This is a genomic window from Flexilinea flocculi (genome assembly GCF_001192795.1).
In the GTDB taxonomy this organism is placed as follows: Bacteria; Chloroflexota; Anaerolineae; order Anaerolineales; family Anaerolineaceae; genus Flexilinea; species Flexilinea flocculi.
On sequence record NZ_DF968181.1, the window covers coordinates 1 to 19176 of the forward strand.

At 44.7% G+C, this 19176-nt stretch carries 13 protein-coding genes; 7 read left to right on the forward strand and 6 right to left on the reverse strand.

Annotated elements, in window-relative coordinates:
* Positions 1-1276: 1276 nt before the first annotated feature.
* The gene (locus ATC1_RS05050) at positions 1277-4795 is read right to left on the reverse strand and encodes a sortase domain-containing protein (RefSeq protein WP_062279007.1); all 3519 of its coding nucleotides are present in this window, start codon (positions 4793-4795) and stop codon (positions 1277-1279) included.
* Between the two features lie 1073 nt (positions 4796-5868).
* On the opposite strand from ATC1_RS05050, the gene ATC1_RS05055 reads away from it, so the two are divergent.
* Positions 5869-7497 (forward strand): O-antigen ligase family protein, encoded by a 1629-nt coding sequence (locus ATC1_RS05055; protein ID WP_062279009.1) that lies wholly within the window; start codon positions 5869-5871, stop codon positions 7495-7497.
* Positions 7498-7594: 97 nt separating this feature from the next.
* Here ATC1_RS05055 and ATC1_RS05060 read toward each other — a convergent pair whose 3' ends face one another.
* Complete coding sequence (locus ATC1_RS05060) at positions 7595-8872, reverse strand: hypothetical protein (protein WP_152024236.1); 1278 nt, start codon at positions 8870-8872, stop codon at positions 7595-7597.
* Positions 8873-9047: 175 nt separating this feature from the next.
* On the opposite strand from ATC1_RS05060, the gene ATC1_RS05065 reads away from it, so the two are divergent.
* Positions 9048-9377: a PadR family transcriptional regulator gene (locus ATC1_RS05065; protein WP_062279013.1), complete on the forward strand. Its 330-nt coding sequence runs from the start codon at positions 9048-9050 to the stop codon at positions 9375-9377.
* A gap of 19 nt (positions 9378-9396) precedes the next feature.
* Entirely contained in the window at positions 9397-10395 is a 999-nt protein-coding gene (locus ATC1_RS05070) for an HAAS signaling domain-containing protein (protein WP_062279014.1), read from the forward strand.
* A gap of 136 nt (positions 10396-10531) precedes the next feature.
* On the opposite strand, the gene ATC1_RS05075 is transcribed toward ATC1_RS05070, so the two are convergent.
* The 4 genes from ATC1_RS05075 to ATC1_RS05090 form a co-directional block, all read right to left on the reverse strand.
* Positions 10532-11164: a M23 family metallopeptidase gene (locus tag ATC1_RS05075; protein ID WP_062279016.1), complete on the reverse strand. Its 633-nt coding sequence runs from the start codon at positions 11162-11164 to the stop codon at positions 10532-10534.
* Between the two features lie 130 nt (positions 11165-11294).
* Entirely contained in the window at positions 11295-12881 is a 1587-nt protein-coding gene (locus tag ATC1_RS05080; RefSeq protein WP_062279018.1) for a hypothetical protein, read from the reverse strand.
* Positions 12878-13144, reverse strand: coding sequence for a hypothetical protein (locus tag ATC1_RS05085; RefSeq protein ID WP_062279019.1), 267 nt, complete (start codon positions 13142-13144; stop codon positions 12878-12880). The genes ATC1_RS05080 and ATC1_RS05085 overlap by 4 nt, the downstream gene beginning before the upstream one ends.
* A gap of 216 nt (positions 13145-13360) precedes the next feature.
* Positions 13361-13621: a hypothetical protein gene (locus ATC1_RS05090; protein WP_062279021.1), complete on the reverse strand. Its 261-nt coding sequence runs from the start codon at positions 13619-13621 to the stop codon at positions 13361-13363.
* A 257-nt stretch (positions 13622-13878) separates the two neighbouring features.
* Between ATC1_RS05090 and ATC1_RS05095 the strand changes: the two genes are divergently transcribed.
* The 4 genes from ATC1_RS05095 (at position 13879) to ATC1_RS05110 (ending at position 19149) form a co-directional block, all read left to right on the forward strand.
* Positions 13879-16176, forward strand: coding sequence for a sortase (locus tag ATC1_RS05095; RefSeq protein ID WP_172667721.1), 2298 nt, complete (start codon positions 13879-13881; stop codon positions 16174-16176).
* A gap of 71 nt (positions 16177-16247) precedes the next feature.
* Positions 16248-16787, forward strand: a complete 540-nt coding sequence (locus ATC1_RS05100; RefSeq protein ID WP_062279025.1) for a glutathione peroxidase — start codon at positions 16248-16250, stop codon at positions 16785-16787.
* Positions 16788-17150: 363 nt separating this feature from the next.
* Positions 17151-18308, forward strand: a complete 1158-nt coding sequence (locus ATC1_RS05105; protein WP_201777243.1) for a uroporphyrinogen decarboxylase family protein — start codon at positions 17151-17153, stop codon at positions 18306-18308.
* 271 nt (positions 18309-18579) lie between these two features.
* Complete coding sequence (locus ATC1_RS05110; RefSeq protein ID WP_062279027.1) at positions 18580-19149, forward strand: transposase; 570 nt, start codon at positions 18580-18582, stop codon at positions 19147-19149.
* Positions 19150-19176 lie beyond the last annotated feature (27 nt).

A 19176-nucleotide genomic window follows, 5' to 3' on the forward strand; every position in this document is an offset into this window, starting at 1 on the left:
GGCATTACTGATGGAGACCTGCGAAGAATGGCAGATCGGAAAACATTTTTGTACTGGCAAGTTTATGAATTCTTAAAGATCTATGGATATTTCAGACTCTAATTTACAGAAAAAGGGTTGCATAATCATGAATTATGGAAAAATCCATGTTGATTATGATGCTTTATCGTTTGCTCAAAAACAACCCGATTATTTATTTTCTCTCTTTTCTTATAAGGGCTTTTTGAATTTCGCATTACCGAGAAACAACTGTTGATAGATTTTTCACCTGGATTGAATCATATGAATAGATTGCCACGTCGGGCTGACACCCTCCTCGCAATGACAGGTCGGTGTGTACCCCGCAGTCTTTGTCATTGTTATTACCATGTCATTTCGAATCCCCGCAGGGGTGAAGCAATCTCCTAGCCTGTTAGTAAAGATTGCCACGTCGGGCTGAGGCCCTCCTCGCAATGACAGGTCGGTGTGTACCCCGCAGTCTTTGTCATTGTAATTACTCTGTCATTGCGAATCCCCGCAGGGGTGAAGCAATCTCCTAGCCTGTTAGTAAAGATTGCCACGTCGGGCTGACGCCCTCCTCGCAATGACAGGTCGGTGTGTACCCCGCAGTCTTTGTCATTGTTATTACCCTGTTGGGACGAACCCCCGCAGGGGTGAAGCAATCTCCTGGCCTGTTAGTAAAGATTGCCACGTCGGGCTGATGCCCTCCTCGCAATGACAGGTCGGTGTGTACCCCGCAGTCTTTGACATTGTTATTACCCTGTTGGGGCGAATCCCCGCAGGGGTGAAGCAATCTCCTTGCCTGTTAGTAAAGATTGCCACGTCGGGCTGACACCCTCCTCGCAATGACAGGTCGGTGTGTACCCCGCAGTCTTTGTCATTGTTATTACCATGTCATTTCGAATCCCCGCAGGGGTGAAGCAATCTCCTAGCCTGTTAGTAAAGATTGCCACGTTGGGCTGAGGCCCTCCTCGCAATGACAGGTCGGTGTGTACCCCGCAGTCTTTGTCATTGTAATTACCATGTCATTGCGAATCTCCGCAGGGGTGAAGCAATCTCCTAGCCTGTTAGTAAAGATTGCCACGTCGGGCTGACGCCCTCCTCGCAATGACAGGTCGGTTTGTGCCGGGCATTCCATTAACCATACTCTGTATATGTCTTCAGTTAAGGATTCTATTCTCCCTACGCTATGCAAGTGAGGGATTTCATTAATACCTAAATAAAAACGCGATACGGCAGTTGCCATATCGCGCTTTTATCATTAAGAATAATTATTTTACAGCGGTTTGGCAAACACGACGCGCCGATTGAGATATCCGCCATCGGTCGATTCATTTTCACAGGTGATCAGAACTACCGAGTTCTCAAATTCGGATGCTTTCTGTTCAACGAGATCAAAATCATCCGGCTCAAACAGTTCATTGGCATAAACCGTATACGTGAGCAGTTCATCACCGTTACGAACAAAGATACGATCGTTTTCTTTCAAATCCAAAAGGAAGAGGAACGGGCCGGCTTCGAGATTGTTCAGATGATTATGCGCGGCTATGTAACTGATACCCTGTCCGGGAAGGACACTGCCTTCCAGCAGACCGGCGCGGGCACCCAGCCAATCCACTGCCCAGCTTCCGCCTTCTTCCGGAACAGAGACCAACTCTGTTTGGACATCCAGCACTGGAATTTCAATCGCGATGTCAAGCGTACTGTAAGCCAGGGCTGCTGGTTGCGGGCGCAATAATGTCATATTCCTGGTCGAGAATCCGGTATTTGGCATGTGCGGCCGAAATGGATCTTGTTCTTCCTGCCTTCCCGGAATTCTTGGATTGCCAATAACATACCAGCCTTCCTGCCCCGGTTCTCCATCCGGACGCGGGAAATTCGCTTCCCAATGCGGATAGAGGACCAGATTGGTATCAAATGTGAATGGATACGTTCTTCCGATGAGGTAGTCGTCACCTGAATATCCATCCGGGCTGGTATTCCATTTCTGAAAATGATAACCAGTACGGATCAGCGGATCGACAGAGTTATTGTTGAGAATTGTAAAAGATTCACCTGGATCGTACGGATTCTTGTTGTCGGTCGGAGCAGTACCGCTTTCTGTCAGTGTTCCCGGATCATAGACGATGCCATGTCCCCATTTTGCAAGCAGAGTGATATCGGAAGTAATCTCAAATGTTGGTATATATTCGGGACCGTATATTGTGTCCGGATCGGTTTCGATATACCATCCGCCGAAGAAATACCCGCTGCGTCCAAGCAGACCAGTATTACCGGAAACGGTTACTGGTTGATCCAGCACATATCCTGTTGTATCGACCGGTACGGTTCCAGAGTCTGCACCGTTTCCGTCATAGGTCACTGTAAAGAAGAATGTATTCTCACCCGGGACGAAAGATCCGTCTGAATCGCCGAAATTCGGGCTGGTTGAGGTGAATTTCGCGTAAAACGGATTGATGCCATCCGGAAGGTTTTCGAACACGACTGTCAGCGGAATCAAACCGGAAACCTCCTGACAGGCAATTTGATTTTCCGGACTCATCGCAGCGTCACTGAATAGACAGACCGTGCCGGAAATCGGACTGCCAGAACCGGGGATCTGATTGTCGACGGTAATGGCGATTCGCAATACATTATCTTCAGGCCAGGTCGCCTTCAGTTCCGTTTCAGCCGGTGTGATCTCCAGCATGGCGCTTAATTCGGACAGATCACCGTTATGATTTTCATTTTCTGCGATTTCCGCAGTGACATAATAGGTACCGGCATCAACCGGGACGTTGCCGACTTTGCTGACAGCTTCTGCATCGAAATTGGCAGGGCTGCTCAATCCAGGATCCGTATAGTAATTGAAGGTAACGATGTCGGAATCCAGCAAGGTTACCAGATTGGCCGGAGTTGCCAGCGATGTCCTGTACAGGTAAAGATCCGATTCAAGCCAGGGTATCGGATTTCCGGTGTAGGGTTCGGTACGCGATAGTGTCGTAAAATCGATCGCCAGGTCAGAAATTGGTTCAATGGTCAGCAGTTTTGCCGGATTTGTAGTATCACCCAGGAAATTCCCGTTGGTATCATCTGGAATGGTGGCAGTCACGCAGTAGGAACCGACCAGTATGGGGGCGCCGGAAAGCGGAGTTGTATCGCAGGAAGAATCACCTGCATAGTCATAGTATGAATAGGTCGGTGCGTCGTAGACCAGTCCGGTGATGGCAGGATTTCCGGCGACATTTAACGGATGCGATGTACTGTCCTCCAGCTCCGGATGCGGCAGTCCATTGTAAGGAACGATCAGTTCAGACGGAGACGCCCATTCAACGGATAACTGATTGGGAGTGATAGTCAATAATCTTGCAGGATCTGTGACACCACCCAAATAGTTTTCATTGCCGGAGGGGTCATCCGGGATTTCCGCTATCACACAATATGTACCGGCATCCGTTGGAGCCGATCCAATCGGGGTTGTATCACAGACCGATCCATCATACGAATAATAAGAGTAACCGGGAGTTGCTGAGAAACCGGAAATTTCCGGAGTACTGGTGACTGTAATTGGATAGGTGACGCTGTCTTCCAGCTCGTCATGAGGTTCCCCGTCGTATACAAAACTTACTGCATCCGAAGATGCCCAATCAACAGTAATCTGATTGGGTGTGATGGTCAGGATAACCGGCTGATCGGTTGTATCGCCCAGATAATTGATCTGAGGTGAGGCGTCATCAGCAACCGATGCATGCACACAGTATGATCCCGTATTGACTGGAGCACCTGCCAGACTGATGGAACCGCAGGTCGTTCCATCATAGGGATAATAGGTATATTGTGGATCAAAATCGATATTATTCGTTATTACCGGGTCTGATGTAATCGACAACGAATCCAGAGTTTCCAATTCGTGGTGAGCCAATCCGTTGTAGACGACTGAAATGTTGGATGGCGTTGCCCATTCCACAGTAAGCTGGTTGGGTGAAATTGTTAACCAATGCTCATAGGTGACTGCTGTATAATTCGAGGGCGTCGCCAGATTCCATGGGCTTGCTGCAGGATCTGAACTTGGTGAATAGGAGGCTTGAACATTATAAGGACTTGCTACATCTCCATCCCGTAGAACATACTTTGGCGCCGTCCCTTCAGAATCTGATCCATTGTCGGCTGTTGTCGTTAAAGTAGGATAGGTCGAATAGTAGAACAAAAAATGATCAAAATTTGCCTGAATTGTGGCAAGATCAGCAGATACAACGCTGTTGGAATCAACAGTTGCAGTTACTGGTTTTACTGTCCCGTCAAAAACAAAGTTTGCCGGCGAAGCCGCCCAGGTAACAGTCGGAGTTAACGGTTCAATTGTAAAGGGCCAATCGATAAATATGGCCTCTTCGTATCCGCCTTCAGCTCCGCCTGCTGTAAAATCAGCCGGTGATGCCGGAAGTACCGCTCTCAGATAATAAGACCCTGCGTCGATCGCATTGGTGCAACCATTGACATAGGGATCGACTAATGAAGTAGAACAGGAAAAAGTCAGGTCTGAAAGATTAAGATCGGGAGGTGTACTTATAGTGACATTAGCCGGAGTTGCATATTCATAAAATTCAGCTGTAAAATCAAAATAATTCCCGATATTTCCTGGCGAAGCCCAATCATTTGTGCCGTCATATAATATTGGAACTGACGGCGACTTATTTGTGATCGTAAGGCTTGTTGTACATCCGCCAGGAAGGCTGCAATCGGCGTCAGCCATGACCGTTGATGTCAAAGCGAAATAAAACAAAAGCGTAAAAAGTACCAGGAACAGACGATTTTTCATGATGGAACTCCTAAGAAGATAAGCTAAATTTCACTCGTATTTATGTTGCGGTATTTTCTTTCCTCAGCTTGTCTATTAATACCAAACTCAATTACTAGGAATAGCGCAATTAATATGCCATAATTCAAGTTTTGTGCCAAAATATTAATAAGAATTTCTCCCTCTCAACCTATGAGAAAAGGGCTTTTGATTTTTATATCACTTGAACGTAAACGTTGTTATTCAAAATTTGAATTTATATCTGGAATCAGCAATTTATAATATGTGGAGGATCCTTTGTTGTAGTGATGGCTTTGCGCTTTGCGCAAAAACATCACTGCAGCAAGTATTCCTCAATTGATCCGAATAACAAGTCTATATTTCGAACACCAGATGAAAAATATTACACATCCAATAATGAAAATAGGATTCTATTTTCATAGGAATTGCTAGATGAAACCTGTCATTGCGAGCCCCGTCGAGGCGTGGCAATCTCACCTGAACATGTAGGACAGAGCGCCATCCGGAAAGAGATTGCTTCGTCGGGCAATACCCTCCTCGCAATGACAGATTGTCGAGATGACGCCCTCATATCAATGACTGATTAATCCATGATTGATTCATTATATAAATCTTTGGCACAAAGCGCAAAATCAACATATCAATATATTTTCTCTCGCTAATCGAAAAGCATGTCCATATTTCGAACACCAGATGAAGAATATCACACATCCAATATTTAAGATTGGTCACAAAAGCTACACTATAATTACAACAAATTACGAAAAAAATTTCAATAAACCAGCAGTTCGAAATATGGATTGACTTTTCAAATAAAGAAAGAAATAATGGTGTTCTTATGGTTTGAATTACAGTGAAACAGTAGTTCGAGCTGCGATTGGAAATATGAATAGAATTATTTGCCGTTGCCTTATTTTTACGCTCCATGCAGAAACAAATGAAAAGCAAATTTTTCCGACTGATCCGATGAATCACCTGATTCCGGATCACAGTCAATGTGCAGAGAAGTAATAAGTTCTTAATATGAAAAATGTTGAAATTTATCGATTCGTTAAATCATCGGAGTTAAGCGAATGAAAAAAAAGCAATCGCATAGGGAAGAAAAAAATCAAACGAAACGAATGAAAAATAATTATTGGCTGTATCTGCCGAAATGGCTGACACGGATCTATATGCTGATCATGCTGGGATTATTCCCGGTTTACTTTGATAATTTTGGATTCACTGCGATATTACAGGCAAAATACAACTTTTTTTTCAATTTGACTGTCGGTTATCTGATCCTTCTGCTGATGATTTGCATCCTTCTCGTTTTGAAGCGAGTCTGGGTGGTTCCCCCGTTTCGAAAGATTCCGGGAAAAATCTGGCGTAGTACTGACATCCCGCAAAAAGCAATTTTTTGCTTGATGATCGTTGCGAGTATCTCTGCTGCTCTTGCGCCTGACAAGTCCATGGTGTGGAATGGTTTTGTCCGTTTTGAAGGATTGCAAACAAAGCTGTTGTACTGGTTGACATTTCTGGCAATATCCGTATTTGGAAGTTTCCATTGGACGCTGCTGTGCGCATTGTGGTGTTCCTCAACGTTCATGGGCGTAATATCAATCCTGCAATATACCGGAAAAAATCCTTTTACACTGTTTCCGGCAGGTACCTGTTATCTGGTCAGTGATTTAACCCGAATGTTTATCGGAACGGTCGGCAATATCGATTCGACAGCCGGGATGAGCTGTATTATGCTGCCGATCTTTTTCTGTTCCTTTGTCCTTTATCGGAACAGGTCTCGTTTCTTTTTGCTCATCCCATTGCTGTTGAATATTTTTGTCTTGTTGTTTACCGGTGTGCAGCAAGGTGTGGTTGGTTTGGGCGCAGGACTCATCCTGATGTTGCCTTTTGTCAGTAATACGGTGCAGCGTATGCGTAACACCATGGTGGCGCTTGGTCTCATCTTTTTAACAGCAGCATTTCAACAAATGCTGGCACCTGCGGTTATGCTGGGATCGGAATATGCGAACGGAGCTGTTGTTCATTTCAGTTTTTCCTTCGGGAAAACGAGTCTGCTTTTCATTCTGTTGGCATTGATTTGCGCAGTGAGCTGTTTTCTTCTGCGATACTTCGGACAAAAACTAACACTGCAAGCGTCAACGATTTCCAGGATAATTGGAACCTGTCTGGCTGTTGGTCTGATTGCAGGGCTTTTGTTTTTGTATTTTTCCCCGGCTGGCAAAAATCCGCAGCATGGGTTGATATATGAAGGCACTCAGGTTCTGCATGGCAATATGGAAGAATCCTTCGGCAGTAACCGGTTTTTTGTCTGGAAACGCGTGCCGGCGCTTTTTCGGCAGTATCCTGTTCTTGGCAGCGGCCCGGATTCGTTCGGTCCGCGTTTCTCGGCAGCTTATCAACAGGATATGTTGATCCGATTTAAAAAAATGCTACTTTTTGATCACGCTGAAAATGAATATTTGTCACTGCTTGTAAATCTGGGACTGATCGGTTTGATTCTGTATCTGACCCTATTGAGTTCACAGATCCTGCGCTTTTTGAAAATGAATAAGACCACGGAAAGAATCATCTTCCTGTCTCCGCTGATTTGTGCATCGGTCCAGCTTTTTTTTACATCCAGCACCATTATTGTATCGCCGGTATTTTGGATAGTATGGGGGCTGCTCAATCGATCGCTGAGAACTCCTGTAGTTGATTAATGTATGCCCAATCAGTCTCCGAAATTAAAGAAAAGAGAACAAATTTGATGTTATGTGTTTTATGCACGATGAACAAAAACACATAACATCGAACGTGCTATCCAATCGCTTTTATGGATTTGTTTTCACCCATAAAGCGGTAAATGATACGCAACGCTTCTTCGTCACTAATCATCTCACGGTCTGTTAGTTGCAGCATCAATTCCCCGATTTTTGAGCCTGCTTCGCTTAAAACCAGATTGTCGGCAGCGCTGATGTCGTCTCCGGTAACCTGTATGCTGCAATCAGGATTAATCTGCGGATCAATCTGTGCGCGGCGTGCCAGCGTATGCTGCAGCAGATCGCTGATCAACCAGAGAAAATATTTCTGCCTTTGTTCAAAATGACGATACGTTGATTCACCGGCGGACTCGGCGCTGGTTTTATTTTCAGATTCCGGTTCAGCCAGAAAATGCAGCGGAATGCCCGCTCCGGCAGCAATCATTTTTTTCATGGCGAGACCGTCAGTATTCGCATCAGCGCTTTCAAGTTGCGGTGACAGCACCGACCAATCTTCTTGTTCACCGGTTACCAGGATGGATCCAGGTGCGGGCGGAATTGCATTAAGCTGCTGCTGTCGCTGTAAACGCTGTGCTTCATTGCCAAAACGTGCCTTAACGACGAACAGGAAACTGTTACGGTAGCGATTTAACCGCGCCCGATCCTCCAGCCAGTTGGAATACCGGCTGATCCAACGCAGCAAGGGTGACAGATCCGGTTCTCCCCACTGTGCTCCGACAGGTCGGTTGACCGTAAAATGCAGCATTGCGGGCTCCAATGTCGGATCCAGACGGTCTGCTGCCGGAAAATGGCGGATCCCGTAACTGCATGAGTCCGGAACTTGATTGATGGAGAACGGTTGCAGGATACCGAAGCTGATCGGTTGTTCCAGATCGTTATCGCGGGATTTTATCTCCTGAATCTGACTGGCAGGAACTGCCCGGACATAACTCATTCCGGATGGATCTGAGGATAAAAGAATGAACAGATTTCCGGAGCGGCATAATTCATCACTCCATTCATGAATACGGATATCCATGCGGTTTAATGGATGATTCCAAAACTGATGCAGAAAGCGGTCATCAGACTCCTGCTCAGCTTTAAAATGGATGCCCTTACCGATCACATATTGCGTTGTGATGGAGACGATTCTGCGCGCAATTGGATTCTCCCGCCATGCAGTCAGTGAGTCTTCAATCGTCTCCTGCAGGTTATATCGGGGTCTGTCCCGGAATGCTTGTGGTGATGTTCCGACAAAAAATTCCGGATCTGCAGCATTATCGTGAATACCAAGCCATTCGCGGATGATTTTTTTTGGATTGATGACTGCCATCATATTCCTCCTAAAAAATAGAAATTTAGTTCTAATCGATTGTATGCAATTCTATCGATTGCTGACAACTACCAATTCTGGCAGCATAGAACGCGACCTGTTTCTTTTGGTATTTCGTATTGCTGTTAATCCTTGACATACTATGTATAATACAGTAATATAAATAAAAAGGTGGTATATGGAAAATAATGATGCTGTACAAAGTATATTATCGGAATTGCGACGCGGTGTCATTGTAATCGCTGTTCTCAGTCAGTTGAAGGAAGAACAATATGGTTATTCACTTCTAAAACGACTAGCGGATCAGGGTTTTGAAATGGATCAGGGGACGCTGTATCCACTGCTTCGTCGTCTCGAATCTCAGGGATTGTTGCAGTCCATCTGGCGTATTGAAGATGATGCTCATCCTCGTCGTTATTATGTAATCAGTTCTGCCGGCACAGATGCCCTTGTACGTCTGATGAACGAATGGAATCAGATTGTCGGTACCGTGCAAAAAATGCTTTGATAAATTTGAAGGAGTTGGAATGATCATTTTGGATCGTTATATTGAAGAAGTTGGCAAACATCTGCCACGCAAAAATCGTTCAGATATTCAAAAAGAAATCCGTTCTACGATCGAGGATATGCTGGAAGATCGTGCAGCACAGAATGGCAGGCCTTTGGATGATTCACTCGTACAGGAGGTATTGAAAGAGTATGGAGCGCCTTCAAAAGTGGCTGCATCGTATTTACCGGTACGTTATCTGATCGGACCGCGGATGTATCCATTTTTTACCCTGGTGCTGCGGATTGTTTTTTCTGTCTTGTTTGTGATCGCGTTGGTCCGTCTGGGGATCGCACTGTCTAAAGACACGCTTTCATGGACAACGTTTTTGAAAATTATCGGACAGAATACAATGAATTTCCTGACAGGGATTCTCTCGGCTTTTGGGAACATTGTTCTGATTTTTGCGATTCTGGAACGGACAATGCCAGCTTCGCAGTATGAGATGGAAGAAGAGAAATGGGATCCAAAGGAATTGAACTCGGTTTCCGATCCGGATAAAGTCAACCGTGTAGAACTGATTTTTGAAGTCCTTTTCACGGTATTGGGACTGATTCTGTTTAACTTTTATCCTGATTTTCCCAAGTTTGAATGGGTCAGCGGTGATAAATGGATTATTTGTCCTGGATTTTCAGAGGCTTTTTTCCAATATCTGCCCTGGATTAATATTTTGTTCCTCTTGCAAATCGTGATAGATCTGGTTTTAATCCGCGAAGGAATATGGAAAACTGTAACGCGAATACTCTATTGCATTATTGAAAGTGGTTTTATTGCGCTGGCTTGTGTAATGTTAGTCGGGCCTTCCCTGATCGATTTGGATATGCAGCACTTTCAGTCAATTTTTGGCGAAGCTTCAGAAACGATCATCGCTTTTTTCGATCGATTGCCGCATTTCGTTCTGATCATTTTGATCATCGTCCAATCTATTGATGTCATGAAAATGATTTGGAAGGCGCTCAATCGTTCTAAAACGGTGTAGGAATTGTGCTGCTCCATTCACTCGTAATACGATATATGGAAAGAATGATTTACAGGTGGTTTTACACTTCGCGCAAAACCACCTGTAAATTTTCCTCCTTAAATTCGGTAAATATTTCCAAATTTTGCATTGCGGCTCATTCATTCAAAGGCAGCATCAAAATTCCATTATCATACTTCATTGCTACCCAACGCCCGCTGCAGATTTGAATCCAGCAGGATTCCGATCGGTCCTCTTCAATAACTGCTGCACCTTCTGCTAATTGACCACAGATGGGAAAATGAATCCCGGGACCGCTACGGACATTTAATACATCGCAAACAACTTGCCATTGAACCAATCCGGGCTTTTTCCCATCGGAAGCTGCCAGTTGCCCGGTTTCATTGGCTTGATCCAGATATGGCTGCGGATTAATTGGTGTTTTGTTATAACGCAGCTCAAAATGAAGATGCGGACCGGTGGAATTCCCAGTGTTGCCGCTGTACCCGATGACCTGATTCTGCGATACTGGATCGCCTGTGGAGATAAGAATCCTTGAAAGGTGAGCGTACAGTGTCTGGAATCCCTCGGCATGGTTGAGAATGACATAATTCCCGTATGGAGTTGTACTATAAACAGCTAGTGCCACAGCGCCGGCTTCCGATGCATGAATGGGCGTGCCGGAACACAGCGCATAATCGATTCCAGTGTGTCCTTCGGGATTGGTGATTTTCTCTCCAAATTCTTGTGTGATCGGCGCGATACCTGAATACGGTTTTTTAAATTGCATTGCTCCTCCTTCCAGCGATTCGAAATTTGAAAAAATACTGATTGTTGTCATGTTTTGCGTTTTGTGTAAAAAAAATACACCAACATTTTTCTATCCATCCAAAAATCTTGTCTATATTTCGAATTGCAGTCTAAAAACCCTTGTCCATTTCCTCTAATGGATCTGAACCGGGAATAATCAACGTCTCGAAAGCATCGCTGGTCAAATCATGATCCAGACAGGCTGCCAATGCCGCACTGAAAACCAGATCGTCATGAACAATATCTCCGTTGACTGGATCTCGAACACCCTCCGGTACTCCCCAGCGCAATATTCTGGCAGGTCCCGGATGAATTTCGGATCTGCAGGAGCGTAATTGTTGGAAAAAGAGCGTTTGCAGCGCGGATTGTTCCTTGTCGAAATCGTCCAGAGCGGTTAAATATTCATGCCATCGACCGGAATCAATCAAGGCAAGAAAATCCCAGCCAAGTTTGCTCTTGGAAGAAGCGGAGAATGTAAACGGAATCACACGCGAGGCACCCACAGTTCGTATCAGGAAACTGGAAAGGCCGGCGCCGATTCCAGTAGCATCGATGATGATCCTTTTAGGGTCCCAAATGCGGATCATCTCCGTCAAGCGTACATATTGTTCACTGAGCGGTAGATTTGTCCAGAGGACGCGTTGAAGAACTGACCAAACCGGCTGAACAGAATCTGAGCGTGCAAATTCGGACTTTGCATCCGGATAGGCGATACTGCATATTGTGATAGCTGTCGCATCACGGCGATCGACAGCCTCAGTTTCACCGAAGGTTTTTCCGGAAGTTTCATCCGCGCCTGCCACATCTGCCAGGATGACAATCCAATCGGAAGCTTGAGGTGCCGTCCGCGGAGGATGGTCACTTTGCATGGACTTGATCCGATCTTCATGAAACAATTGGTTTTCTCCTCCAAATTCTTCGCAAAAATATTGTGTTCGAATCATCGGGTGCTGTCTCCCCAGTTTTCTGACTTGTTCCTGTACAAAGCGGCCATATGCGGGAACCTCAGCAGCGACAATTTCCGCGTTGATGCAGAAGGCTCGGCGTGCCAGCAGGTTACCGGATTGACAAGACTCCTGCTCAAATTTTCGGGCTGCTGCAAGTTCACGCGCGAGCAATGTTTCGGCTGTCCAGGCAGTTCCCCAAAAAACTCGGGTGCTGTTGCGGGAGGATGCCATAGGTGCGATTTCACGCTCATATTTTGCTGCAAGCACATCTTGCGCTTCATCTACCTCCAACAACAAACTGGCAGTGGCTCCGACGATGTTCGATTCAGGTGCTCCGCTGAGGAACAGAATGCGGGCTTCCCCGATCCGATAGATATATCCGGATTCCTTTTGCCACAAATCCTTTGTGATGATGTTCCGCCGTAACGTGCTTTCAAGTCTGCGCATGGCATTCAAGCTTTGAGGTTTCCAGGTCGGGCTGATTTTTACAATCTCTCCTCCACTCTGAGAAAACAACATCAATAGATAGGTTTCTATTTGTGCCTGCAGCTCGTTCTTGCCGCTCTGGCGCGGAAACATCACCACAAACGATCCGCCTTCTTGATGAAGTACAGAAGATACGATCGCTTCTGCGACATCACGCTGGTAATTTCTCAACCGTATCCCTGAGAAAGAATTCGTGAAAACAGTGATGTTCGCAAACGCTTCTTTCAAGGATGAAACCAGATCTGCCTGACTTCCGATTTTCATGCAAAAAAGGATCGGATCAGAGCAGTAACGGATAAAAGTGCCGATCCGCTGTTGGAAAGCGTGCTCCATAGCCTGAATTGCGTCACACCGTTGGTAGCATCCCGCAATCTCGTTTCATGATCCAGAGACTGCTTTTCGAGCGCTTCAACATGTTGCCCGATCATTTCGCGATGATGAATAATCTCTGTCCGTAATGCATTGATCTCATTTTGGATCAGATCGAGCGTATGGGTCAATTGTTCATATAACAACTCATTCTCCATGGCTTCTCCTCCTTTTTTTTCATCTATTTGAGCACAAAACCGATCTTTTCAATTCAATAAGAATTTATTTTTGCAGTAATTCGAGAAACGGGGAGGATTAATTGTTGTTGCGTTATTTTGCGCTCTACCCAAAACAACACAATAATAAATTTTCTCTCTTTATTTAAAAGGTTTTCCGAATCTCAAATGAATACATCCGAATAAAACAGCCTCCGTTTATATGGATTGCTCTTTTCGAATTTCCCGCAGTACCTGATTAAGAACGCTGCTCAATTGATTGTTATTGTCACCCTCCAGTTTTCTCTGCTGTTCGATCAGATTCGCAATCCGCGAACAGGTCTTTCCAAGCGTATCCAGGAGTTTTAATTGCTCATTCAATGGGCGCGATTCATCGGTCAGACGGTCAACAGCGTCCAGTTGCTTCCCCAGCATCTCAATCAGCGTTTCGATGTCATAATTGTTCTTTGTGCGTGCCATTGACTTTTTGCCTCTCTCCTTTCAAAATAGAATATAAGTTCTATAATTACGATACTTGATTGGAGCCAATCTTTCAACTACAAAAAATGGTCAAGACCAGTGATTTGAAAGGATGGTTAAAATTTCGAATTACTGCAAACAGCCACATACGAAAAAAATGGCATGATAATTGCTTAATTAAAAAGAAATAAATCAATAAAAATGCTTTGCCAAAAATGCTGGGAAAATTTCCAATTTTTTTGAAAGTGAAACTCCTGATGAAACGATTGATTCCACCAAAAGCAATTTTCCTGTTTGTACTCGTTCTAATCATATTGATATCGATCAGCGTTCTCGGACGCTCATTGAATCATACAGAAAAGACACCGGAAGCACCTGTCGTCGATTCTTTATTTGAGATGAAAAATCGTGTTCAAATCAGTGACCAGGAATTTGCTGCTGTGTTGGCTGATGATCAACCGCAACCGGCTGCTGTGATGGATACGACCATTTTTTCCGAATTGACTTCAACTGACCTTTCGAAAATTGAAGATGCGGCGTTTCTGTCTTATGTGACGCAGATCCGATCAGAAAAATCAGCCCCGGCTGAAGCAAAGGCTTTTAAAGTCTTTATTAAATATCAGGAGGGTGAGCGTGAAAATCTGAAACGGCTGCTTGGACAGTCCGACACGGAAGAAGTATATTTTTACAACGCTCTCAATTTGGTTTCTGTACAAATCCGGGGAGATATTCTGGCGAATGTACTGAAAGAAGGCGAAGACACAGTGATCAGTGTCAATACAGACAGTGTGAACGAGATCAGTGATACGCTGACAGAGAACGAATTCAACACCTTTACATTGGGTGGAGGTACGGAAGAAATAACCGAAGTATCACGGCTCCATCAAGCCGGATATACTGGCAAAGGTACTGCAATCGCGATTTTGGACACCGGATTGGATGCGAGTCACGTGGAATTTGGTGATCGAGTCATTCTTGAAAAATGCTTTTCAACCAAATTTGGCGATGCCGGAAGCGATGATGCGTATTATCTTTCGCTCTGCAAAGACCAGAAACTGACAGCGGATTCTGCCTACCCTTATAGTGATTATCCGCAAACTGTGACTCATGGATCGCATGTGGCTGGTATTGCTGCTGGAAAAGGCGGAATGGCTCCGGAAGCGAATATCATTGCTGTACAAGTTTTTTCTCAATATCTTTATAAAGATCAGAGTGGGACGCGCTGGGCAACTACCGCTGCGTTTGACAGCGATTATCTGAAAGGTCTGGACTATATTTATGGTCTGGCGCAGGAGGGTGTGCCGATTGCGGCTGTCAATCTGAGCCTCGGAAGCGGAGAATATTATGACGTGTGTGATGACTCTGATCGACTGGGTATTTCCACACTTTTCCGCAAATTGAATGAACTGGGCATCACGGTTGTGACGGCTGCCGGCAATTCGGGTACTGAACAAGGGTATGATGGCTGGATCAGCGCACCTGCGTGTTATTCCGGATCTTTTACTGTTGGTGCGCTGGATTATCATGGCGGAAAACCGAAGATTGCGGATTTTTCCAGTTACAACAATCTGGTCGATCTGCTCGCTCCCGGTACAAAAATCAACTCAGCCTGTCTGAGCGGTTATTGCGAAAAATCGGGTACGTCCATGGCGGCGCCGGCGGTATCAGGCGCGATTGCGCTGGTTAAGGGTAATTTCCAGGGAGCTTCCGGATTGGATGCGGCCGCTTTTTTACAGAAAATCAGCACTGTCTCTTATCAAAAATCAGGCGTTTCCAGGAAGAGTCTGAATTTTCACACAGTTTTTTCTGATAAAACGCTGGATCGACCATCTCAGATAATCCCCGTTACTCTTTCCGACGATGAAATAATATCTGAAACTGATAATCCGTCTATTGCCGCGGTAATACCGGATGATCCGGTGATGGTCGATTCAATTCAAAAGAACCTTGAGCCCGGAACCATCGGTGGATCAGGGAATACAGAAATTTCTGCAGCATATAACGATTCTTTGCTATTCCCTCAGAAAGCCTGGCGCTGGGATTTTGATCATCTGCCTTCAACTGGTTTCCCTGCGGGACGCTTGACAACGCTGACGGATATGCCTTCCGGCATTCAATATCAAAATCTCGGTCTGAGTATTGAAATTCCGGCTATTGACAGCAATTCGCAGATTGTATCTTTGCCGCTGACCGATACAGGGTTTGCGGCAGACTGGCTGGGGAAGGATGCCGGTTTGCTGCAAGGTTCGAATTTGCCCGGGGAGGGGATTTCGATTATCGCAGCGCATAACCATTTGAGTACCGGAGAAACTGGTCCGTTCCTGTTCTTGATGGATTTACAGCAAAAAGACCGAATTTTTATACGAAAAACTGGCGGCGATATGCTGTCCTATGCGGTTTATGCAAATATTCGCATTACTCCGGATGAAGTAGAGAAGCTCGATGAACTGGCAAAAACAGATTGTCTGATTCTTGTGACCTGCGAGGATCAATCCATCGATGGCGGTTATGCCTATCGAAGAGTGGTCTTTGCAGAACCGTTTGAAACAAAATAATAACTTGTTGTAAATAAATGGCGCTAAATCGGCGCTGATCAGGTTGAAAGTACCTGAGGAAGGATATGAAGATGGGTATTTATGACTTTTCCGTTTTAGATGTACAGAAAAATAAGATCTCTCTCTCTGAATATGCAGGGAAAGTCTTGTTGATTGTCAATACAGCCACGGGTTGCGGCTATACCCCGCAATACGAAGCCCTGGAATCTTTATATAAAAAATATAAGGATCAGGGGTTTGAAATATTGGATTTTCCATGCAATCAATTTCTCCATCAGGCACCAGGAAGCGATGAGGAAATTCAGAGTTTCTGCCAGATGAAATATGGGACAACTTTTAAAACTTTTTCAAAAATTGAAGTAAACGGAGAAAAGGAGCATCCGCTCTATACCTGGCTGAAAGAAAATTCTCCCGATGAGACAGAAAATGAGGAAGCAGCCGGATTTAAAAAAGTCTTGATGGATCTGGCGCAGAGCTTTACCGGTAACGGTATCAAATGGAATTTCACTAAGTTCCTGATTGGCCGAAATGGAAATATTATCGCCAGATTTTCTCCGGCTTACAAACCGGAAGACATCGATTCCTATGTCGAAGCAGCTTTGAAAGCATAAAGGATTTGTTTATTCTATTTCCTCGAAAAAGCCCAGCAACTTCTACGCCGGGTTTTTTTTATGTCAAAAACCCTTAAATTAAATTTTCAGAATATGCAATTCGAAAGTTTGTCGTGTTAAAAATTATTGTTGTGTTGGTTTTCCGCTTCGCGCACAAACAACACAATTAAAATTATTTCTTTCCATATTTGAAATTGCTGATCAGAGTTTCTGGTTGGCTCAGTTCTTGAGAAAATGATTTACACTTAGGAAAAATTTGTCCATTTTTTAAATACGATAAATTTTACGGAGAATTGAAAAGAGATAAAAAATTGGTCAATAATGATTTTTCAAGATGAGACCAATAAGTAAGGATGATGAAAAATGAACTCACGTGAACGACTGCAAATGGCATTGAACCATCAGGAACCGGATTTAATCCCTTCTGACTTGGGCGCTACCGTACTGACCAGTATTAACCAATCAGCATATACCCGATTGCGTCGATATTTAGGACTTCCGGATACAAATGTGAGGATCCGTGATCAGGTACAGCAAATTGTCACTGTCGATGATGATGTGAGGGATCATTTCCGTGTGGATGTCAGCGCTGTGGTTCCGAATGATTCTGACAAATTTCACTTTGAAATTAAAACGGATATGGATCGATATACTTACTTTTATGACGAATGGGGCATCGGGTGGAAGATGCCGAAAATTGGAGGACTGTACTATGATATGTTTGATCATCCTCTGAAAGGTGACTTTACAAAAGCGGATGTCGATCACTATCCCTGGCCGGATCCGGGGAATACCGGCCGTTTTAAGGGGATGCGGGAGCAAGCCTATACTGGCGCTTTTGAAAAAAAGCAGGGGGTCATCATCAGCAGTATGTCTGCCGGCATTTTGGAGCTTGCTGCCTGGATGCGCGGATTCGAAAATTGTTATCGTGATTTTTGCGGCAATTCTGATTGTTTGGAGTATCTTCTTGATAAAATCGTTGAACTTAAAATGGCTTATTGGGAAAAAGCGCTGGCAGAGGCAGGAGAATTTGCTGATGCGGTTGTCGAAGCTGACGATATGGCGGGACAGAACAATATGCTGATTTCACCGAATACGTATCGGAAATTTGTTAAACCACGCCATAAGAAGTTATTCGATTTTATCAAGTCTCGAACCAATGCCAAAATCTTTTTCCATTCCTGCGGCTCAGTTCGGAAAGTGATTGGTGATCTGATTGATGTCGGGGTGGACATCCTGAATCCGGTGCAGGTCAGTGCAGTCGGGATGGATTCGGCAGAATTGAAAAAGGAATTTGGCGCGGATCTCACATTCTGGGGCGGCGCCGTCGATACGCAGCGGGTGCTGGGGACCGGTTCGGTGCAGGATGTAAAGGATGATGTCCGTCGCCGGATCGACGATTTGGCACCGGGCGGAGGTTTTGTCTTTGCCGCAGTGCATAATATTCAGGCGAATGTTCCTCCGGAAAATATTGTCGCAATGTGGGACACGCTGCACGAATATGGCATCTATTCGTCGTAGAGGCAATGATGATCAGGGTAGGGGCGACCGGCCGGTCGCCCCTACCCTGACCCGTCCCAATCCTTATCCCCAATCCGTTATATTGCGGATTTATTATAAAAACAGACTCGATTCCTTCTACAAGTATCTTACATTATTGTATTTATTTTAATATTGAATTATCATTTCATTTTGAAAGATAATCCAATATTCTATTTAAGATGCATTCCATATTACATTGAATGGAATAGTTATCACTCCTACAATAATCATCTCTGTAAGTGATCTAAAAATGCCTTATTGGAGGATTCAAGATTTGACCTTTTCACACCCCAAAAATCGCCATTCCATCCGCCTGAAAGATTACGATTATACCCAGTCGGGCGCGTATTTCATCACGCTGGTAACATATCAGCGGGAAAACAGGTTTGGGAAAATTATTAATCGAGAAATGAAAATAAACGAATACGGGGAAATCGTAGTCAATGAATGGAAAAAATCGGCATTAATCCGGGCAGAAATTGAATTGGATGTTTATGTTGTCATGCCTAATCATTTTCATGCAATCGTATACATTACGGACAATTTTGACGTTCATCGTTGTAGGGGCGACCGGCCGATCGCCCCTACAACAACCATCTCGGCGGGACCAACCCCAAAATCAATTGGCGCATTGGTTGCCGGATTCAAATCTGCCGTTACACATCAGATCAATCAAAAATGTTTGACATCGGGTCTGCCTGTCTGGCAACGCAACTATTATGAACACATCATTCGGAACGAAAAATCATTCTTGAAAATTCGCCGTTATATCCTTGAAAATCCAATGCAATGGGAACAGGATTCATTACATGTCGCGTAGGGGCGACCGGCCGGTCGCCCCTGCAAA